This window comes from Pseudomonas sp. NPDC098747, assembly GCF_044760045.1.
In the GTDB taxonomy this organism is placed as follows: Bacteria; Pseudomonadota; Gammaproteobacteria; order Pseudomonadales; family Pseudomonadaceae; genus Aquipseudomonas.
The window spans coordinates 30,045-54,241 of the sequence record NZ_JBIWAL010000038.1 but is presented as its reverse complement, the minus strand read 5'-3'; the positions used below and the strand labels follow the sequence as shown (position 1 = coordinate 54,241).

Genomic DNA, 24,197 nt, shown 5'->3' with positions numbered 1-24,197 from the left:
CTGGTGCTGGAAGACGTCGCCAGTCCTGTCGCCAAGAAGAACGAAATCCTGCTGGACGTACACGCCGCCGGGGTCAACTTCCCGGACACGCTGATCATCGAGGGCAAATACCAATTCAAGCCGCCCTTCCCGTTTTCGCCGGGCGGTGAAGCGGCCGGCGTGGTCAGCGTCGTCGGCGAAAAGGTCAGCCATCTGAAAGTCGGCGACCGGGTCATGGCCCTGACGGGCTGGGGCAGCTTCGCCGAGCAGGTCGCGGTGCCGGGTTATAACGTGCTGCCGATTCCGCCGTCGATGGACTTCAACATCGCCGCTGCATTCAGCATGACCTATGGCACCTCGATGCACGCGCTCAAGCAGCGCGCCAACCTTCAGCCCGGCGAAACCCTGCTGGTGCTGGGCGCTTCCGGCGGTGTCGGACTGGCGGCCGTGGAAATCGGCAAAGCCATGGGCGCGCGGGTCATCGCCGCTGCCAGCAGCGCAGAAAAACTGGCTGTGGCCAAGGCTGCCGGCGCCGATGAACTGATCAATTACAGCGAAACCAACCTCAAGGAAGAAATCAAACGCCTCACCGACGGCCAGGGTGCCGACGTGATCTACGACCCGGTCGGCGGCGACCTCTTCGACCAGGCCATCCGCGCCATCGCCTGGAACGGACGCTTGCTGGTGGTCGGCTTTGCCAGCGGACGCATTCCCGAACTGCCGGTCAACCTCGCCCTGCTCAAAGGCGCAGCGGTACTCGGCGTGTTCTGGGGCTCCTTCGCCCAGCGCCAGCCTCAGGACAACGCGGCGAACTTCCAGCAACTGTTCGGCTGGTTTGCCGAGGGCAAGTTGAAACCGCTGGTGTCGCAGGTGTATCCACTGAGCAATGCGGCGCAAGCGATCAATGATCTTGGCCAGCGCAAGGCTGTGGGCAAGGTTGTGGTGCAGGTTCGCTGAAATCAGCAAGAACCTTTAACTGCCGGGCTACCCCGCAACATCGCCCGGCAACAGGTGCTCCTGAATCTTCTGGCTGCGCGACTCGATGAGTTTGCCGTTGTCGTCAAAACGCAAAACGATCAGCCAGTCGTAAACATCCACTGACCACTTCGGCTGGCCGATCAGGGCCGGGCCATCGCCGCCGAACGCTGCGATCAGTTTGTTGATATGGCCGTGGTGCCAGGCGATCAGCAGCGTTTTCGCCTGATTTTTCTCGCGCAGCAGACTCACCAGTTGTTCGACCTTACTATTGGCAAAGGGTTGTTCAATCGGCAATTGCAGGCGCTGGGACAGCGGGATCAATGTTTGACGAGGGCGGACGCTTTCGGCGCTGTCCGCGGCAGCGATCAGCCGCTGCGGCGTGAGGGCCTGACCATCCAGTTTCAGCGGATCGAAATAGTCGGCATACGCAGCGGCGCGCTGTTCGCCACGGGCATTGAGCTCCCTGCCGACATCGGGTTTTTCCGCATGACGAACGATCAACACCGTGACATTGCGCAAGCCCGGAGCCGCAGAGCTCTGGACAAAACACAACGCCAATACCGAAGCCGCGACGACGGCCACCATCAACAACCTCGGCAATAACCTGCGAAACTTCGGAGCCATCGTCTATCTCTGCTGAATCAGGCGGGATTACTGAGCCGAGTCTAAGACACAAGCCTCCAATCGCGACAAAAACGCCTTGTTCTTACAGCTGAGCGACAGGTTCGTAAAGGAACGCGCGATTTCCAACATTTCCCCTTTTTGCTGGATGCGAACCGGTGCTATTTTCGGTAACGAAACTGTAACATTCGCATCCGCAGTCAAAACAAGAAATCTGGAGCTCTTGAATGTTTGCTTTCTTTCGTCCTGCCGCACATCAGGCTCCATTGCCTGAAGAACAAATAGACAGCACCTACCGACGCCTGCGTTGGCAGATATTCGCTGGCATTTTCATTGGCTACGCGGGTTATTACCTGCTACGCAAAAACTTCTCCCTGGCCATGCCGTACCTGATCGACGAGGGCTACAGCCGTGGCGATCTGGGTCTGGCGATGTCGGCCATCGCCATTTCCTACGGCCTGTCCAAATTTCTCATGGGCCTGGTGTCCGACCGTTCCAATCCACGCTTCTTCCTGCCCTTCGGACTGCTGGTGTCCGCGGGGGTGATGTTCGTGTTCGGTTTCGCGCCATGGGCGACGTCCAGCGTGACCATGATGTTCATTCTGTTGTTCATCAACGGCTGGGCTCAGGGCATGGGCTGGCCGCCGAGCGGACGGACCATGGTGCACTGGTGGTCGCAGAAGGAGCGCGGCGGTGTGGTCTCGGTGTGGAACGTGGCACATAACGTCGGCGGCGGCTTGATAGGCCCGCTGTTCCTGCTCGGCATGGGCCTGTTCAATGACTGGCACGCGGCGTTCTACGTGCCAGCGGCAGTAGCGCTAGGCGTGGCGGTGTTTGCTTTCATCACCATGCGCGACACCCCGCAATCGGTCGGCCTGCCGCCCATCGAGCAATACAAGAACGACTACCCGGAAGGCTACGACGCCAGCCACGAAGACGAATTCAGCGCCAAGGAAATCTTCGTCAAATACGTGCTGCGCAACAAAATGCTCTGGTACATCGCCATGGCCAACGTCTTCGTCTACCTGCTGCGCTACGGCGTACTGGACTGGGCGCCGACGTACCTCAAGGAAGCCAAGGGCTTTACCGTGGATAAAACCTCGTGGGCCTACTTCTTCTACGAATGGGCGGGGATCCCTGGCACGCTCCTGTGCGGCTGGATGTCGGACAAGATCTTCCGTGGCAACCGTGGCCTGACCGGCATGGTGTTCATGGCATTGGTGACCGTGGCAACGCTGGTTTACTGGCTGAACCCGGCCGGTAACCCGACCGTGGACATGATCGCGCTGGTCTCCATCGGCTTCCTGATCTACGGTCCGGTGATGCTGATCGGCTTGCAGGCGCTGGAGCTTGCGCCGAAGAAAGCCGCGGGGACCGCTGCGGGTTTCACCGGACTGTTCGGTTATCTGGGTGGTTCGGTCGCGGCCAGTGCGGCGATGGGCTACACCGTCGACCACTTCGGCTGGGACGGCGGTTTTGTCTTGCTGGTGAGCGCGTGCCTGCTGGCGATGGCCTTCCTGGCCCCGACGCTATGGCACAAGCAAGTCGCCAGTCAAAGCCGCGAAGTCGTCGCTTGATCGACCTGTGATTTACAGCGTTTGAGCCGCGCCTCCAGATTTCGGTCTGGCATGGCGTGGCTGCGCAGGGCGTGGGCGGTCTGCTCGACATAATCGCGAGTGGTACCGTAACGCCCGCAAGCGCTTGCGAACACCTGGCTCAGCACGTGATCCGGCAAGTTGCCGGCATAGCTGGGCAGGTGTCGCTCCAATACAAATCCCAACGCCTGAACCTGACTGCCATCTTCGAGCCGGCAGTTGAGCCAGTGTGGGCGATAGGACGGCACCGGCATCTCGCGTTTCCACAGTGCATACAGCGCACTGTCCAGATCGTCTTCGGGCAAGCGATAAGCGAAGCCACTGCACGAACCGCCACGATCCAGACCGAATACCAGCCCCGGCATTTCCGGCGTGCCGCGATGTTCGTGTGACCACAGGTATAACCCACGATGGTAGCCATGCACGCGACCGCGCAAGCGCTGCGCCGAATTGCATTCCGGCCGCCAGATCAGCGAACCGTAGGCAAACAGCCACACCGGCCCGCCCTTGTGGCGCGCCATGGTCGATTGCATGGAAGCGAGAAGTTGTTCGTGCGTCAGCTGCGGCCCAAGATCGAGCCGCGGAGGGTAAGCCAGGTTCAGAAAAGCGTTTTCAATAACACTCATGGCGAATAGCGTTCAGCTCCCCGCGGGTGAAGAATTACTTAATAGAACGCACCGCTGTAACAATAAGGCACATATGTTTTAAGGCAATTTGAGTGCCATGGCACAATTCTTAATTGATTGCCTGAGTGATATATAACCTAGCGGCATTTAATCAATTCGATAAATACCGATCGGCTATATAGAGAGTTATAACGAATCAACCGCACGGTTCAAGAGCGCGGTGCGTAAGCGAATACATCGGCGCGCATTTGATGGGCATCCATCCCCGCTTCGACCAGTGCATCCAACGTGCCGTAAACCATGGCCGGGGAGCCGCTGGCGTAAACGTGCAAAGGCTTCAGATCAGGGAAATCCTCACAAACTGCCTCGTGCAGCATCCCACAGCGGCCTTCCCAGCCACATTGGTCGCTGACGACTTTGTGCAAGAACAGATTGGGCAGCTTGAGCCATTCGTCCCAATGTTCAATCTCGTAGAAATCTTCCGGCCGGCGCACGCCCCAGTACAGATGAACCGGGTGCTTGAAGCCATTGGCGCGGCAATGTTCGATCAGGCTGTGAATCTGGCCCATACCAGTGCCTGCGGCGACCAGCACCAGAGGCCCGTCCGGCAACTCGGCGAGGTGCGTGTCACCAAATGGCAGTTCGACGCGCACCATCGCGTTGCGTTGCAGCTGTTCGATCAGGCTCAACGCACTGGCTTCGCGCGCCAGCACATGGATTTCCAGATCGCGCCCACCGTGCGGCGCCGAGGCCATGGAGAACGCCGACTTCTCGCCGCTCTCGCGCTCGATCATCAAATATTGCCCAGCGTGATAGCGCGGTGGCTTGCCGGCCGGCGCACGCAGACGCACACGCCAGGTGTCGCCGCCAACGTCCCGGCATTCGATGACCTGACACGACAGGCTGCGCACCGGCAGTTCTCCCAGCGCGAGCACGCCATCCCACAGCACGATGCAGTCTTCCAGCGGCTCGGCTATGCAAGTGTAGAACTCACCGTGGTCGCGCACCTTGCCGTCCTGTTCAACCCGGCCTTCTACCAGCAGCGCCGCACACACATGGCAATTGCCATTGCGGCAGCTTTGCGGGCAGTCGAAGCCCAGGCGCCGCGCACCATCGAGAATCCGCTCACCGGGCCGTATCTCAAGTACCGCTCCGGAGGGCTGCAGGGTTACACGCATCAATCTATTCCTAACTGATTCCAGATGGCATCGATCCGCTGGGTGACGGCGTCGTCCTTGACGATGACGCGACCCCACTCGCGAGTGGTTTCGCCCGGCCACTTGTGGGTGGCATCGAGGCCCATTTTCGAACCCAGGCCGGAGATCGGCGAGGCGAAATCGAGGTAGTCGATCGGCGTGTTATCGATCATCACCGTGTCGCGCTTGGGGTCCATGCGCGTGGTGATGGCCCAGATCACGTCGTTCCAGTCGCGGGCGTTGATATCGTCGTCAGTGACGATAACGAATTTGGTGTACATGAACTGTCGCAAAAACGACCAAACACCCAGCATCACGCGCTTGGCGTGCCCCGGATACGACTTCTTCATGGTCACGATGGCCATGCGATACGAGCAGCCTTCCGGTGGCAGGTAGAAGTCGGTGATTTCCGGGAATTGCTTTTGCAGGATCGGCACGAACACTTCGTTCAGCGCCACGCCGAGAATCGCCGGCTCATCCGGCGGACGGCCGGTGTAGGTGCTGTGGTAGATCGGTTTGATCCGGTGGGTGATGCGCTCGACGGTGAACACCGGGAAGCTGTCGACTTCGTTGTAATACCCGGTGTGGTCGCCGTAGGGGCCTTCATCAGCCATTTCGCCCGGATGAATCACGCCTTCAAGGATGATTTCGGCAGTGGCCGGCACTTGCAGGTCGTTGCCACGGCACTTGACCAGTTCGGTGCGGTTGCCGCGCAAGAGACCGGCGAATGCGTATTCGGAGAGACTGTCCGGCACTGGCGTGACCGCGCCGAGGATGGTCGCCGGGTCCGCGCCGAGGGCCACCGATACGGGGAACGGTTGGCCTGGATGCTTCTCGCACCACTCGCGGAAGTCGAGGGCGCCGCCACGGTGGCTGAGCCAGCGCATGATGACCTTATTGCGGCCGATCACTTGCTGACGGTAGATGCCGAGGTTCTGGCGGTCCTTGTTCGGGCCTTTGGTGACAGTCAGGCCCCAAGTGATCAGCGGGCCGACGTCACCGGGCCAGCAGGTCTGTACCGGCAGCATCGCCAGATCGACATCATCGCCTTCGATGACCACTTCCTGGCACACCGCGTCTTTGACGACTTTCGGTGCCATGGCAATGATCTTGCGGAAAATCGGCAGTTTCGACCACGCGTCTTTCAAGCCCTTCGGCGGCTCTGGCTCCTTGAGGAAGGCCAGCAGCTTGCCGATTTCGCGCAGTTCACTGACCGACTCGGCGCCCATGCCCATGGCGACCCGCTCGGGGGTGCCGAACAGGTTGCCGAGCACCGGAATGTCGTAGCCAGTCGGCTTCTCGAACAGCAGCGCCGGGCCTTTGGCCCGCAGCGTACGGTCGCAAACCTCAGTCATCTCCAGCACCGGCGAGACGGGAATCTGGATGCGTTTCAACTCTCCGCGCTGCTCAAGCTGCTGCACGAAATCCCGAAGATCCTTGAATTTCATTGACGATGGCACCCTCAAAATAGGCGTACATCCTACCTGCTCTGACGGGCAAACAGCAGCCCGTCAGCGCCCGGCATCGCTCAATTGTGGCTTGTACCCAGCAGCAGCGGCGCAAACAACGGGCTCAGTCTGGCACTGCCGACGTCCGAAAGATGATCCGCATCCTTGTACTGCGAGTGGCCATCGACATCGATGGCGCACAACCCGTCCTTGCACATCAGCGGCGTCGGGTCGATGACATGCACACCGGAATCGGCGGCACTCATCGAGCTGAACAGCGACGTGAAAAACTGCTGACGAGCCAAGTGTTCCTGAAGCGGGCGACCAAGGCCTTCCGCCGAGCGACCGATTCGCGCCAGACTGGTCAGACGGTCAATGAAGCTCTTGTGTTGCAACGGTACTTCCTTGAACAGCCAGACTTGCACTCCCGCTGCGCGCAACTCGGAGACTTGCGCCTTGATGGCGGCGGCCATGCGCTGCTCTGCCTGGCGTGGGTTGTCTTTGCGATCAAGCAGGAACTGTCTGTCGCCGTCGCCATCCTCTCGACCGTAAACGTACAGACTCCAGTTCGCTGCCAGCACTACGTCCTTGATGCCCAGACTGATGACCCGTTCCATGTTGCGCTTGTTGAAGTCTTTGCACTGCTGGCGCAGCCTGTCGTCGATAATCGGCGGGCAACCCGTCAAGCTGTACAGCCACGCCGGCTGGACATTGCTCCCGGTATTGCCTTCGATCGCCGGCAACAACGCCGCGGCGTGGCTGTCACCCCAGAACAACTTTGTCGCCCCAGTCTCCGGATCGCCACCCACCAGACAGGACTTGGTCAGTGCCTTGTCTGTGCTCAAGTGCATGCATTTCGACTGCCCGGCGTTCCACTCCCGGGACTGCGCATACTCCAGCGCCTTGCCGCTCAGACGCTGTGGGACGCCGTCTGCCGAGCGAATCGCCGAGCCGGTGATCGCCAGAACGGTGATCGACACCAGACCGCCGATCAACACCGAGTTACGGCTGGCAAATACACGTTTTTCACGGAACGGCAGTTCGATATAGCGCAGGCTCAACCACGCCAGGCCCAGCGCCAAGGCCATCCAGCCAAGCGCCTCCAGAGGCTGGATGCCGTCGATGGAGATCGCGTTGGCATACACGTAGACCGGCCAATGCCACAGGTAGAGGGAATAGGAAAGAAGGCCGATCCACACCAAGGCTTGCACACTCAAAAGCCGGCTGGTCCACGTCGCGCCCTGCGCGCCCGACCAGATCATTGCCGTCGTGCCCAAAACCGGTAGCAATGCTGCCCAGCCCGGGAACACTGTGGACTTGTCAAACGTGAAGATCGCCACCAGCACCGCGGCCAATCCGGCCAGCCCGACCGACTGACGAAGCCATGGTCGTACGGGCTGCTTCGGCGCGGGTATTACCGCAAGCATTGCCCCGCACAGGAGCTCCCAGGCGCGGGTAGGCAACGAGAAAAACGCGAATTCGGGCCTGCGCTCGATATAGACGATGTTCAGGCCGAACGACACCAGCAGCACGGCGAACAGCATCCAGCGCCAATGCCGGACATAGCGCATCAGCAACACCATCATCAGCGGGAAGAAGATGTAGTACTGCTCTTCCACCGCCAGCGACCAGGTATGCAGCAGTGGCTTGAGCTCCGACGCCGGCGCGAAGTAGCCGTCTTCGCGCATGAACAGGATGTTGGAGATGAACAACGACTGATAACGAATCGTGCGCCCCAGTTCGGAAAGGTCCTTGGCCGTCAGCAACAGCCAGCCCAATGCCAGTGTCGCCGCCACGACTACGGTCAACGCAGGAAGGATGCGACGGGCTCGGCGCCCCCAAAAATCAATGAAGCTGAAACGCTGTGCACTGATTTCACGGAACAGGATGGTGGTGATCAGGAAGCCGGAAATGACGAAAAAGACGTCGACCCCGACAAAGCCGCCACTGAATGTATTGAATCCGAAATGAAACAGAACGACGGGAATAACCGCCAGAGCCCGTAATCCATCGATATCACGGCGATTGCCAAACGTGTGCATGAAAAACCTTTCTTCTTTTGGATACAGAGTCCCTGAAGGCGCGAAAGTTATCAGCAGCCTACATTTCAATCCAGACACAATTAATTCAGAGCAAAAAAAAACGCCCCTTTCGGGGCGTTTTTTTGAACAGCGCTCGTGTTACTTGCGCTTCATCGACAAGAAGAACTCGTCGTTGGTCTTGGTCGTTTTCAGCTTGTCGATCAAGAACTCGATGGCTGCAACTTCGTCCATCGGGTGCAACAACTTACGCAGAATCCACATACGCTGCAGTTCGTCGTCGGCGGTCAGCAACTCTTCGCGGCGGGTGCCGGAACGGTTGATGTTGATGGCCGGGAACACACGCTTCTCGGCGATCTTGCGATCCAGAGGCAGTTCCATGTTGCCGGTACCCTTGAACTCTTCGTAGATCACTTCGTCCATCTTCGAGCCGGTTTCAACCAGCGCGGTGGCGATAATGGTCAGCGAGCCGCCTTCTTCGATGTTGCGCGCAGCACCGAAGAAACGCTTTGGTTTCTCCAGGGCGTGAGCATCGACACCACCGGTCAATACCTTGCCGGAGCTCGGGATCACGGTGTTGTAGGCACGGGCCAGACGGGTGATGGAGTCAAGCAGGATCACCACATCTTTCTTGTGCTCGACCAGGCGCTTGGCCTTCTCGATCACCATTTCGGCAACCTGGACGTGACGGGTCGGCGGCTCGTCGAAGGTCGAGGCAACCACTTCGCCGCGCACGGTGCGCTGCATTTCGGTTACTTCTTCCGGACGTTCGTCGATCAGCAATACGATCAGGTGAACTTCTGGGTTGTTACGGGCGATGTTCGCTGCGATGTTTTGCAACATGATCGTTTTACCGGCTTTCGGCGGTGCAACGATCAGACCACGCTGGCCTTTGCCGATCGGGGCGCACAGGTCGATCACACGACCGGTCAAGTCTTCGGTGGAACCGTTGCCGGCTTCCATCTTCATGCGCACGGTCGGGAACAGCGGGGTCAGGTTCTCGAAGAGAATCTTGTTTTTCGCGTTCTCTGGACGATCGAAGTTGATCGTGTCGACCTTGAGCAGAGCGAAATACCGCTCGCCTTCCTTCGGAGGGCGAATCTTGCCAACGATGGTGTCACCGGTGCGCAAGTTGAAGCGGCGGATCTGGCTTGGCGAGACGTAGATATCGTCCGGGCCGGCCAGGTAGGAAGCGTCAGCGGAGCGCAGGAAGCCGAAGCCGTCCTGGAGAATCTCCAGCACGCCATCACCGGAGATTTCCTCGCCGCTTTTAGCGTGCTTTTTGAGCAGGGAGAAAATCACGTCCTGCTTGCGCGATCGGGCCATATTTTCTATGCCCATTTCTTCGGCCAGTTGGAGCAGGTCGGTAATCGGCTTTTGCTTGAGTTCAGTCAGATTCATATAGGAATGACGTAATCATTTATGGAGGGGGGGAAATTAAGCTTTTGGCTTAATGAGGCCGCGCCGCGGAGAAGGCGACAGGATCGCGAACTAATTCGAAAAGGAGTGCGTCGGCGACGGCTAGCAGGGGGCAATGGAGAAACCAGTGCGGGGCCGAATGTACCACCTGAATTTCGGAGCGTCTAGCCCTGAATACGCAAAAAGCCCCGCTAATTGCGGGGCTTTTTTTCAGGCACTTTGCTGCGACGCTTAGATGTTGGCGTCGAGGAAAGCAGCCAGTTGCGACTTCGACAGGGCGCCGACTTTGGTCGCTTCAACGTTGCCGTTCTTGAACAGCATCAGCGTCGGGATACCACGCACGCCGTGCTTGGCCGGGGTTTCCTGGTTCTCGTCGATGTTCAGTTTGGCAACGGTCAGCTTGCCTTTGTAAGTCTCGGCAATCTCGTCCAGAACCGGAGCGATCATTTTGCAAGGGCCGCACCATTCAGCCCAGTAGTCGACCAGTACAGCGCCTTCGGCCTTGAGTACGTCGGCTTCGAAGCTAGCGTCGCTAACGTGTTTGATAAGATCGCTGCTCATGGAATTCTCCAGGTTGTAAGCAAAAAAACGTGGCCCATCATATCCGCCCCGCTCCGGTTCAGGAAGCCGCAGATGATTGAGTCTTGCTATGGCGCCCCATGAGTGTGGGTATAGCTCAAGTCACGCGCTGGCGGGAGCAATGAAGGCGATTCCGGTGCGCAAGGCTGCGTTGCGCACATGCTCCTGCATGGCTTTTTGCGCGGCACCCGAGGCACGGCGGGCCAGTGCGCGAAGGATCTTGCGGTGCTCCTGCCAGGTTTCCATGGCGCGTTCGGCCCGGATGAACGGTAACTTCTGGCTCTCCAGAAAGATCTCGGCGCTGGCGGTGAGAATGCTCAGCATCGCCTGATTACCGCTGGCCAGCAGGATTCGCCGGTGAAATTCGAAGTCCAGCTTCGCCGCCGCGTCGAAGTCGCCACCACGCAATTGCTCGCGCATTGCCGCGACATTGTCTTCCAGCGCATCCAGATCGAATGTACTCAACGTCACCGCCGCCAGCCCCGCCGCAAAGCCTTCCAGCGCATAGCGCAACTGAAAGATATCCAGCGGTGAGGCCTGCGCCGCGAACGGCCAGCCCGGAGCATGCTCGCCCCGCGACAAGTCCACCGGCGATTGCACAAACACACCCTTGCCCGGCTGAATGCTGACCACACCCAGCGCACTCAGCGATGACAACGCCTCACGCAACGACGCCCGGCTGACGCCCAGTTGCAGCGCCAGATCGCGTTGCGACGGCAAGGCATCGCCCGGGCCGAAACCCTGTTCGGTGATCAGTTTGCGGATCGCTTGTAGCGCCACTTCGGGTACGGCGCGGGAGATCGAATTCATGGTTTTTCAGACGTGCCAAGCCAATGTGCGGCTAGTTGTAAAGCTATTCGCCGAGTCCGGCAAGTCGTGCCCCAGCGGGGTTCGGCCAACGTAACCGATGCGCTATCGCAGTGCGAAAAACAACCTGACTGTTCAGACCAGTAAGACCGAACAAACCCGCTGAAACTGCGGCGTGCCGGGACGAAAGCCGCGTATTGGCACGGGCCGTGCTCTGTCCGAACGCAGAAAACACTTCCCGCCGATCCGGAGATTGTCCATGACCCTGCGTTACAGCGCCCTCCTCGCTTCCCTGTTTGCCGGCCTGTTGTTGTGCCAGGCGCCCGCCCACGCCGACGGTCTCGACGACGTGGTCAAACGCGGCACACTGAAAGTCGCCGTGCCGCAAGACTTCCCGCCGTTCGGCTCGGTCGGCCCGGACATGAAACCCCGTGGCCTGGACATCGACACGGCGAAACTGCTGGCCGATCAGCTCAAGGTCAAACTCGAACTGACCCCGGTCAACAGCACCAACCGCATCCCGTTCCTGACCACTGGCAAGGTTGATCTGGTGATTTCCAGCCTCGGCAAGAACCCGGAACGCGAGAAAGTCATCGACTTCTCCCGCGCCTACGCACCGTTCTACCTCGCCGTGTTCGGCCCACCAGACGCGGCGATCACCAGCCTCGATGACCTCAAGGGCAAAACCATCAGCGTCACCCGTGGCGCCATCGAAGACATCGAATTGAGCAAAGTCGCCCCCGAAGGCGTGACCATCAAGCGCTTCGAAGACAACAACTCGACGATTGCCGCGTACCTCGCCGGCCAGGTCGACCTGATCGCCAGCGGCAACGTGGTGATGGTCGCGATCAGCGAGAAGAACCCGAAACGCGTGCCGGCGCTGAAAGTGAAACTCAAGGATTCGCCGGTCTACGTTGGCGTGAACAAGAATGAAGCGGCGCTGCTGGCCAAGGTCAACGACATCCTCAACACCGCCAAGACCGACGGCGCGCTGGAAAAGAATTCGCAGACCTGGCTGAAAGAGCCGCTGCCGGCCGATCTCTGATCGACTGCGCGGGAGAACCTCATGGCTTATCAGTTCGATTTCATGCCGGTGGTGGAAAACACCGACCTGCTGCTGCGCGGGGCGCTGTTTACCCTTGAGCTAACGGCCATCGGCGCACTGCTCGGGGTGAGTGTGGGCATCGTCGGGGCGCTGGTGCGGGCGTGGAACATTCGCCCGTTCTCGGCGATTTTCGGCGTCTACGTCGAGTTGATCCGCAACACGCCGTTCCTGGTGCAATTGTTCTTCATCTTCTTCGGCCTGCCGTCCCTCGGCGTGCAGATTTCCGAGTGGCAGGCGGCGGTGCTGGCAATGGTGATCAACCTCGGTGCGTATTCGACCGAGATCATCCGCGCCGGGATTCAGGCGATCCCGCGCGGGCAACTGGAAGCCGCAGCGGCGCTGGCGATGACGCGCTTCGAGGCGTTCCGCCACATTGTGCTACTGCCGGCGCTGGGCAAGGTATGGCCGGCCCTGAGCAGCCAAATCATTATCGTCATGCTCGGTTCGGCGGTGTGTTCGCAGATCGCCACCGAAGAGCTGAGCTTCGCCGCCAACTTCATTCAGTCGCGCAACTTCCGCGCGTTTGAAACCTACGCGCTGACCACGCTGATCTATCTGTGCATGGCGCTGCTGATCCGCCAATTGCTCAATTGGCTCGGCCGTCGCTACATTTCCAGGAGCAGCCAATGAGCGACTTCACGTTCTGGGACATCCTGCGCAACCTGCTCATCGGTCTGCAATGGACGCTGGCGTTGTCGCTGGTAGCGTTTATCGGCGGCGGTATCGTCGGGCTGCTAATCCTGATCATGCGCATCTCGAAAAATACTTTTTCGAGCAGTTTCGCTCGCACCTGGATTGAGCTGTTTCAGGGCACGCCGCTGTTGATGCAGCTGTTTCTGGTGTTCTTCGGCGTGGCGCTGGCCGGGATCGAGATTTCGCCGTGGATGGCGGCGGCAGTGGCTCTGACCTTATTCACCAGCGCTTATCTGGCGGAGATCTGGCGCGGCTGCGTCGAGGCGATCCCTAACGGCCAATGGGAAGCTTCATCAAGCCTGGCGCTGAATCCGCTGGAACAATTGCGCTACGTGATTCTGCCGCAAGCGCTGCGCATTGCCGTGGCGCCGACCGTGGGTTTCTCGGTGCAAGTGGTCAAAGGCACCGCGGTGACCTCGATCATCGGTTTCACCGAACTGACCAAGACCGGCGGCATGCTCGCCAATGCCACCTTCGAACCGTTCATGGTCTATGGCCTCGTCGCCCTCGGCTATTTCCTGCTCTGCTACCCCTTGTCCCTCAGTGCGCGCTACCTGGAAAGGAGACTGCATGCCTCTGCTTAGAATTTCCGCCCTGCATAAATACTACGGCGATCACCATGTACTCAAAGGCATCGACCTCAGCGTCGAGGAAGGCCAGGTGGTGGCGATCATCGGCCGCAGCGGCTCGGGCAAATCCACCCTGCTGCGCACGCTTAATGGTCTGGAATCGATCAATGACGGCGTGATCGAAGTCGACGGCGAATACCTCGACGCCGCCCGGGCCGACCTGCGCAGCTTGCGGCAGAAGGTCGGCATGGTGTTCCAACAGTTCAACCTGTTCCCGCACCTGACCGTTGGCGAAAACGTCATGCTCGCCCCGCAAGTGGTGCAGAAAGTACCGAAGGCCAAGGCTGCCGAGCTGGCGCGCGCGATGCTCGAGCGCGTCGGCCTGGGCGAAAAGTTTGATGCTTTCCCGGATCGCCTTTCCGGCGGGCAGCAGCAACGCGTGGCGATTGCCCGGGCGTTGGCGATGTCGCCGAAGGTGCTGCTGTGTGACGAGATCACTTCGGCACTGGACCCGGAACTGGTCAACGAAGTGCTCGCCGTGGTGCGACAACTGGCCAAAGAGGGCATGACGCTGATCATGGTCACCCACGAAATGCGCTTCGCCCGCGAGGTCGGCGACAAACTGGTGTTCATGCACCATGGCAAGGTGCATGAGGTGGGGGATCCAAAGGTGTTGTTTGCCAATCCGCAGACGGCGGAGCTGGCGAATTTCATTGGTACGGTTGAAGCGATAGCCTGAACGAGCCTAGGCGTCTGGACGGACGCCTTCGCGAGCAAGCTCGCTCCCACAGGGTTTTGCGTCAATCACAAAATCCTGTTCCAGCCTGGATCCCTGTGGGAGCGAGCTTGCTCGCGAACGGCCGCGCTGCGGTCACAGACTTTCTGCGCTGAATCAAGGGTTTGAACCGTGCGCGTTGGCGTCAGCCGTTGATCGTGGCACGATGTCGGGGTTATCGACCGAGACCCCCTGACCATGTCGCAATCCCAAGCCAAGAATCTGTCCCTGATCGCCGCAATCGACCTGGGCTCGAACAGCTTTCACATGGTCGTGGCCAAGGCCCAGAACGGCGAAATCCGCATTCTCGAGCGCCTCGGAGAAAAGGTGCAGCTGGCCGCTGGCATCGACGACGAGCGCAAGCTCAGTGAAGAATCGATGCAACGTGGCCTCGACTGCCTCAAGAGGTTTGCCCAACTGATCAACGGTATGCCGCTGGGCGCCGTGCGCATCGTCGGCACCAACGCCCTGCGTGAAGCGCGCAACCGCCTAGAATTTATCCACCGCGCCGAAGAAATTCTCGGTCACCCGGTGGAAGTCATTTCCGGTCGTGAAGAAGCGCGTCTGATTTATCTGGGTGTGTCGCACACCCTCGCCGACACCCCGGGCAAGCGTCTGGTCGCCGACATTGGCGGCGGCAGTACCGAATTCATTATTGGTCAGCGCTTCGAGCCGTTGCTGCGTGAAAGCCTGCAAATGGGCTGCGTCAGCTTCACCCAGCGCTATTTCAAGGACGGCAAGATCACCCCGGCCCGTTACGCTCAGGCGTACACCGCGGCGCGGTTGGAGATCATGAGCATTGAACACGCCCTGCACCGCCTGACCTGGGATGAAGCCATCGGCTCCTCGGGCACCATCCGCGCCATCGGCCTGGCGCTGAAAGCCGGCGGGCACGGCACCGGCGAAGTGAACGCCGAAGGCCTGGCTTGGCTCAAACGCCGGCTGTTCAAGCTCGGCGATGTCGACAAGATCGATTTCGACGGCATCAAACCTGATCGTCGGGCGATTTTCCCGGCCGGTCTGGCGATTCTCGAAGCGATCTTCGACGCCCTCGAATTGCAGCGCATGGATCACTGCGACGGCGCGCTGCGTGAAGGCGTGCTTTACGATTTGCTCGGCCGTCATCATCACGAAGACGTGCGCGAACGTACCCTGACTTCGTTGATGGAGCGTTACCACGTCGATCTGGAGCAAGCCGCACGGGTTGAACGCAAAGCCCTACACGCCTTCGACCAGGTCGCTGTTGATTGGCAACTGGATGACGGCATCTGGCGCGAACTTCTTGGATGGGCGGCGAAAGTGCACGAAGTCGGCCTCGACATCGCCCACTACCAATACCACAAGCACGGCGCCTATCTGATCGAACACTCTGATCTGGCCGGGTTCTCTCGCGAAGACCAGCAAATGCTCGCCCTGCTGGTGCGCGGCCATCGCCGCAACATCCCCAAGGACAAGTTTGCCGATTTTGGAGAGGAAGGCGACAAGCTGATCCGCCTCTGCGTGCTGCTGCGCTTTGCGATCCTGTTCCACCACATCCGTGGTACGCAGGCGATGCCGCAGGTGGTGCTGCATGCCAATGGCAACAACCTAGATGTGGAGTTTCCGCAGGACTGGCTTGATGAGAATCAGCTGACTCAGGCGGACTTTGGGCTTGAGGCTGATTGGCTGACGCGGGTGGGGATTGTGCTCACGGTTCACTGAGTCTCGGTTGGGCATAAAAAAGGCGATCCTTCTGGATCGCCTTTTTTATTGGGTTCGACTTGAGGACAGAGGTGAACCGTCCCCTCACCCCAGCCCTCTCCCGAGGGAGAGGGAGCCGATCTGCGTGTTATTCAAACCTGAGTCCGGCTCGATAGTTCAGGTCGGCGTAGCTCGAAAATTCAACGCGGTCAGTCCCCTCTCCCTCCGGGAGAGGGTTAGGGTGAGGGGCTTTTGACTTTCAAGGCCTCAGCTGCTCACCGGCAAAATCGGGCTACCCAAACGCTCAAGCAACGTCGCCTGCGCGCTGCGCGGGTTCTGGTTGCCGGTTGGCGTGTTACGGATGTAGCGGCCGTCCGACTGCAGGCCCCAGCTGTGGGTGTTGTCGGTCAGATACAGCTCCAGCTCTTTCTTGACCCGGGTCAGCAGCTTCTTGCCTTCCACCGGGAAGCAAGTCTCGACGCGCTTGTCGAGGTTGCGTTCCATCCAGTCGGCGCTGGAGAGGAACATCTGCTCCTCGCCGCCATTGAGGAAGTAGAACACTCGAGTGTGCTCAAGGAAGCGACCGATAATCGAGCGCACGTGAATATTGTGCGAAACCCCGGCGATACCCGGACGCAGGCAGCACATGCCACGCACCACCAGATCGATGCGCACACCTGACTGGCTGGCCTTGTACAGCGCGCGGATGATCTTCGGATCAGTCAGCGAGTTGAACTTGGCAATGATGTGCGCCGGTTTGCCTTCAACGGCGAACTGGGTTTCGCGGGCAATCATGTCGAGCATGCCCTTTTTCAGGGTGAACGGCGCGTGCAGCAGCTTCTTCATGCGCAGCGTCTTGCCCATGCCGATCAGCTGGCTGAACAATTTGCCGACGTCTTCGCACAAGGCGTCGTCAGAGGTCAGCAAGCTGTAGTCGGTGTAGAGCTTGGCGTTGCCAGCGTGGTAGTTACCGGTGCCGAGGTGCGCGTAACGCACAATCTCGCCGGCCTCGCGGCGCAGAATCAGCATCATCTTGGCGTGGGTCTTGAAGCCGACCACGCCGTAGATCACCACGGCACCGGCCGCTTGCAGACGGCTGGCGAGTTGCAGGTTGGACTCTTCGTCGAAGCGCGCACGCAGCTCGATGACCGCGGTCACTTCCTTGCCGTTACGCGCGGCATCTACCAGCGCATCGACGATTTCCGAGTTGGCGCCCGAGCGGTACAGGGTCTGGCGCACGGCCAGAACGTGCGGGTCTTTCGCCGCTTGGCGCAACAGGTCGACCACTGGGGTAAACGATTCGAATGGGTGCAGCAGGAGGATGTCCTGTTTGCTGACCACACTGAAAATGTTCTCGCTGTTCTGCAGCAGCTTCGGGATCTGCGGGGTAAACGGCGTGTATTGCAGCTCTGGGTGGCTGTCCAGACCGGTGATGCTGAACAGACGCGTCAGGTTGACCGGGCCGTTGACCTGATACAGCTCGGTCTCGCTCAGGTTGAACTGCTTGAGCAGGTAATCCGAAAGCAGTTTCGGGCAGGTGTCGGCAACCTCAAGGCGCACCGCATCACCGTAACGACGGGAGAACAGTTCGCCACGCAGCGCGCGAGCCAAGTCTTCAACATCTTCGGAGTCGAGCGCCAGGTCAGCGTTTCGGGTCAGACGGAACTGGTAGCAGCCCTTGACCTTCATGCCTTGGAACAAGTCATCGGCGTGAGCGTGGATCATCGACGACAGGAACACATAGTTGTCGCCAGCGCCGCCAACTTCTTCCGGGACCTTGATGATGCGAGGCAGCAGACGCGGCGCCGGGATGATCGCCAGACCGGAATCGCGACCGAAGGCGTCGATACCTTCCAGCTCGACGATGAAGTTCAGGCTCTTGTTGACCAGCAACGGGAACGGGTGCGTCGGGTCGAGGCCAATCGGGGTGATGATCGGTGCGATCTCGTCGCGGAAGTAACGGCGCACCCAGGTCTTGATCTTGGTCGTCCAGTTGCGGCGACGGATGAAGCGGACCTGATGCTTTTCCAGCTCCGGCAGCAGAATGTCGTTGAGGATCGCGTATTGGCGATCAACATGGCCGTGCACCAGCTCGCTGATACGGGCCAGGGCTTGATGCGGCTGCAAGCCATCGGCACCGGCCTGTTCGCGGGCAAAGGTGATTTGCTTCTTGAGGCCGGCGACGCGAATTTCGAAGAATTCGTCGAGGTTGCTGGAGAAGATCAGCAGGAACTTCAGCCGCTCGAGTAGCGGATAGGACTCGTCCAGCGCCTGTTCCAGCACGCGGATGTTGAACTGCAATTGCGAGAGCTCGCGGTGGATGTACAGGCTGCTGTCATCCAGGCCGGGAATGGCGATCGCCGGCACCGCCGCAGCGGTTTCGGTGACCGGCGCGGGTGGCGCTGGCTCCAGTTCCGGCGGGGTTTCGGTGATTTGTTCCACCACCGGCTGAGCTTCTTTTACTGCAACTTCAGTGAGTCCTTCGGTATTCATGGAATGTTCCTGGGAGAGTTATTTCTGCTCTCGTAACAATTGAGCGGCACGGACAGCAAAGTAAGTCAGGATGCCATCAGCGCCGGCACGTTTAAAGGCGGTCAGTGATTCGAGAATCACCGCTTCGCTCAACCAGCCATTCTGGATCGCCGCCATGTGCATGGCGTATTCGCCACTGACTTGATAGACGAACGTCGGCACTTTGAAGGCATCTTTTACCCGGAAAAGAATGTCCAGGTACGGCATGCCCGGTTTGACCATGACCATGTCCGCGCCTTCAGACAAGTCCGCACCGACTTCGTGCAGCGCTTCGTCACTGTTGGCCGGGTCCATCTGATATGAGGCCTTGTTCGCCTTGCCAAGGTTCGAGGCCGAACCCACGGCATCGCGGAACGGGCCGTAATAGGCGCTGGCGTACTTGGCCGAGTAGGCCATGATGCGCACGTTGACGTGACCGGCAATTTCCAGCGCTTCACGGATCGCCTGGATGCGCCCGTCCATCATGTCCGACGGCGCGACAACCTGCGCGCCGGCTTCGGCATGGGACAGTGCTTGCCTGACCAGCGCATCGACAGTGATGTCGTTCTGCACATAGCCATCTTCGTCGAGGATGCCATCCTGACCATGAGTGGTGAATGGATCGAGTGCGACGTCGGTGATTACACCCAGCTCCGGGAAGCGAGCGCGCAGTGCGCGGGTCGCACGCTGGGCAATGCCTTCAGGGTTCCAGGCTTGCGCAGCGTCGAGGGATTTGAGTTCTGGTGGCGTCACCGGGAACAGGGCCAATGCCGGAATCCCCAGCTCGACCCATTTCGCAGCTTCTTCAAGCAGCAGATCAATCGTCAGCCGTTCTACCCCCGGCATCGACGCCACGGCTTCGCGGCGGTTTTCACCGTCGAGCACGAAAACCGGCAGGATCAGATCATCGACCGTCAGCACATTTTCCCGCACCAGCCGACGCGAAAAATCGTCACGACGGTTGCGACGCAGGCGGGTTGCAGGGAACAGACGATTGGCAGGGGTAAAGCTCACGGCAGACTCCTGAGCCCGCGCAAACGGGCGAGCGTGACAGTTATAGACGGCCATTATGACGAACAGATGACAGTTATGCGTGCCCCGTGACATGTAGCCGCATTCCATTGTCTGTGTAGGAATTGTTCACGTCGAGACACATTTGGACACTTTCATGAATGTGTCCGAAGGGTTAGGCTGCGCGTTCATTTCGCCAGCACCCAGACAATGCTCCAACAATTTCTGCATGACTTTGGCTACTTCGCCCTGTTTCTCGGGACGTTCTTCGAAGGCGAAACCATTCTGGTACTCGCGGGCTTCCTCGCGTTCCGTGGCTACATGGACATCAATATGGTGGTGGTCGTGGCGTTCTGCGGCAGCTACGCCGGTGATCAGCTGTGGTACTTCCTGGGGCGCAAGCACGGGCGCAAATTGCTCGCGCGCAAACCGCGCTGGCAATTGATGGGCGACCGGGCGCTGGAGCACATTCGTAGGCATCCTGACATCTGGGTCCTGAGTTTCCGCTTCGTGTACGGCTTGCGTACGGTGATGCCGGTGGCGATCGGCCTGTCGGGGTATCCGCCGGGACGTTATCTGCTGCTGAACGGTATCGGCGCAGCGATCTGGGCCACCGCACTGGCGGCTGCCGCTTACCACTTCGGCGCAGTACTGGAAGGCATGCTCGGCAGCATCAAGAAATATGAACTGTGGGTCCTCGGCGCCTTGCTGGTACTGGGCGTTGGCCTGTGGCTGCGTCGCCGCTTCAAGAACGCGCGTCTGGCGAAGAAAATCTACGCCGACGAGCAAGCCGCGAAAGCCGCGCAGTTGCAGCAGGTCGAACTGGCCAATCCCGCCGAACCCAAGACGCCAGCCGAGTAACTCGCTGGCGGGTGGCGCTCGCCATCCCACATTGCGCACAGCAGTGTGGTTCCCCCGAAAATCACCAGTTCATCCTCGTCCTCTTCTTGGGGCGAGCCGAACAGTCGATCCCAAATAATGAACACCGCGCCGTCGTTGCGATCCATGTAGAGAGCGCTCTGGGCATGCTGTGTCCGATGAATGGACGGCGTGAATCTTGAGACTGACCCTAGGGGTCGCCACCCATAAACCCTATGGCCACACGCGACAAATTAGTGGACATTTAGCGCTATGAATCTGGAGAGAAAACCATGAGCAAAAAAGTTGCAGTGATCCTGTCCGGCAGTGGCGTTTACGACGGCGCCGAGATCCATGAAAGCGTCATTACCCTGCTGCGCCTCGATCAACGCGGCGCGCAAGTGCAGTGTTTCGCCCCGAACATTGCGCAATTGCATGTGATCAATCACCTGACCGGCGAAGAAATGCCCGAATCGCGCAACGTGCTGGTGGAATCGGCGCGCATTGCTCGCGGCAACATCAAGGACATCCGCGAGGCCGACGTCGAAGACTTCGATGCGCTGATCGTGCCCGGCGGTTTTGGCGCGGCGAAGAACCTCTCGAACTTCGCCATCGAAGGCGCAGGCTGCACCGTGCAGCCAGACGTGCTGGCCCTGGCCGAGGCGTTTGCCGAAGCGGGCAAACCGGTAGGGCTGATCTGCATCTCGCCGGCACTCGCGGCGAAAATCTACGGCCCGGGCGTGACTTGCACCATCGGCAACGACGCCGACACCGCCACGGCGATGAACAAGATGGGCGCGACCCACGAAGACTGCGCCGTTACCGAAATCGTTGAAGACAAGGCACGCAAACTGGTGACGACCCCGGCTTATATGCTGGCGCAGAACATCAGTGAAGCGGCTTCGGGGATAAACAAGCTCGTCGACCGCGTCCTTGAACTGACCCACGAAAACGACGCCTGACCCGATCTTGCTGACAAGCTTTTGTGGCGAGGGGATTTATCCCCGTTGGGCTGCGAAGCGGCCCCGAGACCTTCTGCGACTGCTTCGCAGCCGAACGGGGATAAATCCCCTCACCACAGAATCCGAGCTGTATCAGGGTTTGCGGGTGAGTCGGGTCAAAATGCGATCCAGCGAATTGGCAAACGCCTGCTTCTCGCGATCACCGAATGGCGCAGGGCCGCCGCTCATCTGGCCCTGTTCGCGCAGATCGGTGAACAGGTTGCGTACAGCCAACCGGTCCCCCATATTCTTCTCGTCGAACTCCTTGCCACGCGGATCCAGCGCTGCCACGCCCTTCTTCACCAGCCGATCAGCCAGCGGAATATCGCTGCAAATCACCAGCTCACCGGGCACCGCGTGCTCGACCAGATAGTCGTCCGCCGCATCCGGGCCACTCGGCACCACAATCAACTTGACGATGGCCAGCCCCGGCTTGATCTGCGGCTGCCCGGCTACCAGCACCACTTCGTACTGGCGCTTGAGGGCAAACTTCACCACCAGATCCTTCGCCGCCCGCGGACAGGCGTCGGCATCAATCCATACACGCATCATGTTTTCCTCATCCCAAAAAGCATCGCGGGCAAGCCACGCTCCCACAAGGTTAACGCTAAACCTGTGGGAGCGGGCTTGCCCGCGAATGTGAGCGCAGCGAATGCTCTTATGCGGCGACCCGCCGCTTCTCGGCCACCCAACTGCGCCCATACAGCACAACAATCGCCAGAATCGCCACGGCCTGCGCGGTCAGCGAATACGCATCGGCATGAATCCCCAGCCAGTCGAATTCAAAGAATGCCACCGGCCGCGTACCGAAGATCCCGGCCTCTTGCAGCGCCTTGACGCCATGCCCGGCAAACACCACCGACAGCGCACACAGCAGCGCTGCGTTGATACTGAAGAACAACGTCAGCGGCAGTTTTGCCGAACCGCGCAAGATCACCCACGCCAGCCCGACCAACAGCACCAGCGCCGTCGCGCCGCCCGCCAGCACCGCGTTATGCCCGGCGGGACCGGCCTGCAACCAGAGGGTTTCGTAGAACAGGATCACTTCGAACAACTCGCGATACACCGAGAAGAACGCAAGGATCGCAAAGCCGAAACGCCCGCCACCACCAACCAGACCGCTCTTGATGTAGTCCTGCCAGGCCGCCGCGTGCCGGCGGTCGTGCATCCACACGCCGAGCCACAACACCATCACACTGGCAAACAGCGCCGTGGCGCCTTCGAGCAACTCGCGCTGCGAGCCGCTGACGTCGATCACATAAGCGGCCAGCGCCCAGGTGCCGAGGCCAGCCAGCAACGCCAGGCCCCAACCAACGTTGACGCTGCGCACGGCCGATTGCTGACCGGTGTTACGCAGGAACGCGAGTATCGCCGCCAGCACCAGAATTGCTTCCAGACCTTCGCGCAACAGAATCAGCAGGCCGGAGATGTAGCTCAGCGACCAGCTCAAACCATCGCTGCCGAGCAACCCGGCAGATTCTTTCAGTTTCGCCTTGGCCGCGTCCAAGCGCTGCTCGGCCTGCGCGACCGGCAAGCCATCCTGCAACGACTGCCGATAGGCCATCAGGGATTTCTCGGTGTCCTTACGTACGTTGGCGTCGACGTTATCCAGCGAACTCTCGACCAGTTCGAAACCTTCCAGGTACGCCGCCACCGACAGGTCGTAGGCCTGATCATGCTCACCGGCGCGGTACGCGGCGAGACTCTTGTCCAGCGTCGCAGCGGTGTAGTCGAGCAACTGCGCCGGGCCACGCTTGACCTGCGGCGGCTGCGCACGCTGGGCGCGGAAGGTCGCGGCGGCTTGCGGGCCTTCGGCGGCCTGCACTTCGTTCGGTGTCTGACGCGCCAGATCGGCGATGTTGTAGCTCTTATCGGATTTGGCCGCTGCTGCATCGGCGCTGAAGCCAGCGATGTAAGTAGCCACATCCCAACGCTGACGATCATCGAGTTGCTCGGCGAACGCCGGCATGTCGGTGCCTTCGACGCCTTGGCCGAGCGTGCTGTAGATCGCGTACAGACTCAGATGATCCATCCGCACAGCATCACGCAGGTTGGCGGGCGCCGGCGTCAGTCCCACGCCTGCCGGGCCATCACCGGCGCCGGTGTCGCCGTGGCACACCGAGCAATTCTGCGCATAGAGCGGCGCACCACGGGTTGGGTCGGGGGTGATGATCGGCGCTTGGCTGACTTCATACGCCACCGCCAGTTTCGCGCCCAGTTGCCGCGCCTGACGGGCGACTTCCGCGCCGTCCTGCTTGGCACTGATGGCTACGTGCAACGCAGCGACGCCCTGCTCCAGCGCGGCTTTCTCTGGCTTGGCCGGCAAGTTGGCGATCAAGCCTTGCAGCGCTTGGGTGAATTCCAGTTGTTCGCGGTATTCGGAGTCATCCATGACTTTGCCCGCCGCTACCGTTGGCGGATAGTCGGCGCTGATGTAATCAAGCAGGTGCAGCGCTTGTGGCGCGCCTTCCACGGTGTCGGCCAGCAGGTTGAAGCTGCTCAGGGCAAACAACGGGAACACCAGCCAGGCCAGGAATCGGGACGAGGCAGTCATGAAGGATTCTCAAATGGAAATACGAAGTTACATATTGTTCACTTCGAAGACGATTCACTCAAGCTTTCTCGCAGATTTGCGCGCCGCTGACCTCTGCTCAACGCTATCACTCATCCCTATAATGCCGGCGCGCTACGCCCTTTGAACTCAAGG

General features: G+C 59.9%; 21 protein-coding genes and 1 pseudogene. 9 read left to right on the top strand and 13 right to left on the bottom strand.

Features of this window, described 5'->3' with window-relative positions; genetic code table 11:
- Positions 1 to 936, top strand: a 936-nt coding sequence (locus tag ACIQVE_RS20880; RefSeq protein ID WP_402811563.1) for an NADPH:quinone oxidoreductase family protein, incomplete at its 5' end; no start/stop codon positions are given.
- Between the two features lie 27 nt (positions 937 to 963).
- Here the strand turns inward: ACIQVE_RS20880 and ACIQVE_RS20875 are convergent.
- Positions 964 to 1,581: a flagellar basal body-associated protein FliL gene (locus ACIQVE_RS20875; protein ID WP_402811561.1), complete on the bottom strand. Its 618-nt coding sequence runs from the start codon at positions 1,579 to 1,581 to the stop codon at positions 964 to 966.
- Between the two features lie 224 nt (positions 1,582 to 1,805).
- On the opposite strand from ACIQVE_RS20875, the gene glpT reads away from it, so the two are divergent.
- Positions 1,806 to 3,155 (top strand): glycerol-3-phosphate transporter, encoded by a 1,350-nt coding sequence (glpT, locus tag ACIQVE_RS20870; protein ID WP_402811559.1) that lies wholly within the window; start codon positions 1,806 to 1,808, stop codon positions 3,153 to 3,155.
- Here glpT and ACIQVE_RS20865 read toward each other — a convergent pair.
- The 7 genes from ACIQVE_RS20865 to ACIQVE_RS20835 all read right to left on the bottom strand — a co-directional run bounded on the left by ACIQVE_RS20865 (position 3,131) and on the right by ACIQVE_RS20835 (position 11,290).
- Positions 3,131 to 3,799, bottom strand: a complete 669-nt coding sequence (locus tag ACIQVE_RS20865; RefSeq protein WP_402811556.1) for a gamma-glutamylcyclotransferase — start codon at positions 3,797 to 3,799, stop codon at positions 3,131 to 3,133. The two genes, glpT and ACIQVE_RS20865, sit on opposite strands and share 25 nt — an antisense overlap.
- Before the next feature lie 209 nt (positions 3,800 to 4,008).
- Positions 4,009 to 4,977, bottom strand: coding sequence for a CDP-6-deoxy-delta-3,4-glucoseen reductase (locus tag ACIQVE_RS20860; protein ID WP_402811553.1), 969 nt, complete (start codon positions 4,975 to 4,977; stop codon positions 4,009 to 4,011).
- The gene (gene ubiD / locus ACIQVE_RS20855) at positions 4,977 to 6,443 is read right to left on the bottom strand and encodes a 4-hydroxy-3-polyprenylbenzoate decarboxylase (protein WP_401212797.1); all 1,467 of its coding nucleotides are present in this window, start codon (positions 6,441 to 6,443) and stop codon (positions 4,977 to 4,979) included. Before ubiD ends, ACIQVE_RS20860 begins: the two co-directional genes overlap by 1 nt.
- 80 nt (positions 6,444 to 6,523) lie before the next feature.
- Entirely contained in the window at positions 6,524 to 8,485 is a 1,962-nt protein-coding gene (locus ACIQVE_RS20850) for an acyltransferase family protein (RefSeq protein ID WP_402811550.1), read from the bottom strand.
- Positions 8,486 to 8,623: 138 nt separating this feature from the next.
- A complete protein-coding gene (rho, locus tag ACIQVE_RS20845; RefSeq protein WP_150604770.1) occupies positions 8,624 to 9,883 on the bottom strand; it encodes a transcription termination factor Rho in 1,260 nt (419 codons plus the stop codon).
- 249 nt (positions 9,884 to 10,132) lie between these two features.
- Positions 10,133 to 10,462 (bottom strand): thioredoxin TrxA, encoded by a 330-nt coding sequence (gene trxA, locus ACIQVE_RS20840; protein ID WP_003206727.1) that lies wholly within the window; start codon positions 10,460 to 10,462, stop codon positions 10,133 to 10,135.
- Between the two features lie 120 nt (positions 10,463 to 10,582).
- Complete coding sequence (locus tag ACIQVE_RS20835; RefSeq protein WP_402811546.1) at positions 10,583 to 11,290, bottom strand: FadR/GntR family transcriptional regulator; 708 nt, start codon at positions 11,288 to 11,290, stop codon at positions 10,583 to 10,585.
- A 256-nt stretch (positions 11,291 to 11,546) separates the two neighbouring features.
- Here ACIQVE_RS20835 and ACIQVE_RS20830 point away from each other — a divergent pair, with 256 nt between their 5' ends.
- From ACIQVE_RS20830 to ppx, 5 genes are all read left to right on the top strand, one after another.
- Positions 11,547 to 12,332 (top strand): transporter substrate-binding domain-containing protein, encoded by a 786-nt coding sequence (locus ACIQVE_RS20830; protein ID WP_150616818.1) that lies wholly within the window; start codon positions 11,547 to 11,549, stop codon positions 12,330 to 12,332.
- A 21-nt stretch (positions 12,333 to 12,353) separates the two neighbouring features.
- Positions 12,354 to 13,022 carry an amino acid ABC transporter permease gene (locus ACIQVE_RS20825; protein ID WP_402811542.1) on the top strand — a complete coding sequence of 223 codons (669 nt, stop codon included), beginning with the start codon at positions 12,354 to 12,356 and terminating at the stop codon, positions 13,020 to 13,022.
- A complete protein-coding gene (locus ACIQVE_RS20820) occupies positions 13,019 to 13,669 on the top strand; it encodes an amino acid ABC transporter permease (RefSeq protein WP_402811539.1) in 651 nt (216 codons plus the stop codon). The genes ACIQVE_RS20825 and ACIQVE_RS20820 overlap by 4 nt, the downstream gene beginning before the upstream one ends.
- On the top strand, positions 13,656 to 14,393 hold the full coding sequence (locus ACIQVE_RS20815) for an amino acid ABC transporter ATP-binding protein (protein WP_402811536.1): 738 nt from the start codon (positions 13,656 to 13,658) through the stop codon (positions 14,391 to 14,393). Before ACIQVE_RS20820 ends, ACIQVE_RS20815 begins: the two co-directional genes overlap by 14 nt.
- Positions 14,394 to 14,627: 234 nt before the next feature.
- Positions 14,628 to 16,130: an exopolyphosphatase gene (gene ppx / locus ACIQVE_RS20810; RefSeq protein ID WP_402811534.1), complete on the top strand. Its 1,503-nt coding sequence runs from the start codon at positions 14,628 to 14,630 to the stop codon at positions 16,128 to 16,130.
- A gap of 246 nt (positions 16,131 to 16,376) precedes the next feature.
- Here ppx and ppk1 read toward each other — a convergent pair whose 3' ends face one another.
- Together ppk1 and hemB are read right to left on the bottom strand one after the other, a co-directional pair.
- Positions 16,377 to 18,602, bottom strand: coding sequence for a polyphosphate kinase 1 (ppk1, locus tag ACIQVE_RS20805; RefSeq protein ID WP_402811531.1), 2,226 nt, complete (start codon positions 18,600 to 18,602; stop codon positions 16,377 to 16,379).
- An 18-nt stretch (positions 18,603 to 18,620) separates the two neighbouring features.
- Complete coding sequence (hemB, locus tag ACIQVE_RS20800) at positions 18,621 to 19,634, bottom strand: porphobilinogen synthase (RefSeq protein ID WP_402811529.1); 1,014 nt, start codon at positions 19,632 to 19,634, stop codon at positions 18,621 to 18,623.
- A gap of 207 nt (positions 19,635 to 19,841) precedes the next feature.
- Between hemB and ACIQVE_RS20795 the strand changes: the two genes are divergently transcribed.
- Positions 19,842 to 20,492 carry a DedA family protein gene (locus ACIQVE_RS20795; RefSeq protein ID WP_402811526.1) on the top strand — a complete coding sequence of 217 codons (651 nt, stop codon included), beginning with the start codon at positions 19,842 to 19,844 and terminating at the stop codon, positions 20,490 to 20,492.
- Between the two features lie 23 nt (positions 20,493 to 20,515).
- Here ACIQVE_RS20795 and ACIQVE_RS20790 read toward each other — a convergent pair.
- Positions 20,516 to 20,683: pseudogene (locus ACIQVE_RS20790) on the bottom strand (sterol desaturase family protein); the annotation flags it as partial.
- 99 nt (positions 20,684 to 20,782) lie between these two features.
- Between ACIQVE_RS20790 and elbB the strand changes: the two are divergent.
- A complete protein-coding gene (elbB, locus tag ACIQVE_RS20785; protein ID WP_402811523.1) occupies positions 20,783 to 21,451 on the top strand; it encodes an isoprenoid biosynthesis glyoxalase ElbB in 669 nt (222 codons plus the stop codon).
- 132 nt (positions 21,452 to 21,583) lie between these two features.
- Here the strand turns inward: elbB and ACIQVE_RS20780 are convergent, their stop codons facing one another.
- Entirely contained in the window at positions 21,584 to 22,039 is a 456-nt protein-coding gene (locus ACIQVE_RS20780) for a YaiI/YqxD family protein (RefSeq protein ID WP_402811520.1), read from the bottom strand.
- A 109-nt stretch (positions 22,040 to 22,148) separates the two neighbouring features.
- Entirely contained in the window at positions 22,149 to 24,044 is a 1,896-nt protein-coding gene (locus tag ACIQVE_RS20775; protein ID WP_402811517.1) for an FTR1 family protein, read from the bottom strand.
- Positions 24,045 to 24,197 lie beyond the last annotated feature (153 nt).

What these genes read in the sequence shown, in the direction of transcription:
- ACIQVE_RS20875 (WP_402811561.1), bottom strand. Translation starts at nt 1,581, where the DNA reads ATGGCTCCGAAGTTTCGCAGGTTATTGCCGAGGTTGTTGATGGTGGCC.
- glpT (WP_402811559.1), top strand. Translation starts at nt 1,806, where the DNA reads ATGTTTGCTTTCTTTCGTCCTGCCGCACATCAGGCTCCATTGCCTGAA.
- ACIQVE_RS20865 (WP_402811556.1), bottom strand. Translation starts at nt 3,799, where the DNA reads ATGAGTGTTATTGAAAACGCTTTTCTGAACCTGGCTTACCCTCCGCGG.
- ACIQVE_RS20860 (WP_402811553.1), bottom strand. Translation starts at nt 4,977, where the DNA reads ATGCGTGTAACCCTGCAGCCCTCCGGAGCGGTACTTGAGATACGGCCC.
- ubiD (WP_401212797.1), bottom strand. Translation starts at nt 6,443, where the DNA reads ATGAAATTCAAGGATCTTCGGGATTTCGTGCAGCAGCTTGAGCAGCGC.
- ACIQVE_RS20850 (WP_402811550.1), bottom strand. Translation starts at nt 8,485, where the DNA reads ATGCACACGTTTGGCAATCGCCGTGATATCGATGGATTACGGGCTCTG.
- rho (WP_150604770.1), bottom strand. Translation starts at nt 9,883, where the DNA reads ATGAATCTGACTGAACTCAAGCAAAAGCCGATTACCGACCTGCTCCAA.
- trxA (WP_003206727.1), bottom strand. Translation starts at nt 10,462, where the DNA reads ATGAGCAGCGATCTTATCAAACACGTTAGCGACGCTAGCTTCGAAGCC.
- ACIQVE_RS20835 (WP_402811546.1), bottom strand. Translation starts at nt 11,290, where the DNA reads ATGAATTCGATCTCCCGCGCCGTACCCGAAGTGGCGCTACAAGCGATC.
- ACIQVE_RS20830 (WP_150616818.1), top strand. Translation starts at nt 11,547, where the DNA reads ATGACCCTGCGTTACAGCGCCCTCCTCGCTTCCCTGTTTGCCGGCCTG.
- ACIQVE_RS20825 (WP_402811542.1), top strand. Translation starts at nt 12,354, where the DNA reads ATGGCTTATCAGTTCGATTTCATGCCGGTGGTGGAAAACACCGACCTG.
- ACIQVE_RS20820 (WP_402811539.1), top strand. Translation starts at nt 13,019, where the DNA reads ATGAGCGACTTCACGTTCTGGGACATCCTGCGCAACCTGCTCATCGGT.
- ACIQVE_RS20815 (WP_402811536.1), top strand. Translation starts at nt 13,656, where the DNA reads ATGCCTCTGCTTAGAATTTCCGCCCTGCATAAATACTACGGCGATCAC.
- ppx (WP_402811534.1), top strand. Translation starts at nt 14,628, where the DNA reads ATGTCGCAATCCCAAGCCAAGAATCTGTCCCTGATCGCCGCAATCGAC.
- ppk1 (WP_402811531.1), bottom strand. Translation starts at nt 18,602, where the DNA reads ATGAATACCGAAGGACTCACTGAAGTTGCAGTAAAAGAAGCTCAGCCG.
- ACIQVE_RS20795 (WP_402811526.1), top strand. Translation starts at nt 19,842, where the DNA reads ATGCTCCAACAATTTCTGCATGACTTTGGCTACTTCGCCCTGTTTCTC.
- elbB (WP_402811523.1), top strand. Translation starts at nt 20,783, where the DNA reads ATGAGCAAAAAAGTTGCAGTGATCCTGTCCGGCAGTGGCGTTTACGAC.
- ACIQVE_RS20780 (WP_402811520.1), bottom strand. Translation starts at nt 22,039, where the DNA reads ATGCGTGTATGGATTGATGCCGACGCCTGTCCGCGGGCGGCGAAGGAT.
- ACIQVE_RS20775 (WP_402811517.1), bottom strand. Translation starts at nt 24,044, where the DNA reads ATGACTGCCTCGTCCCGATTCCTGGCCTGGCTGGTGTTCCCGTTGTTT.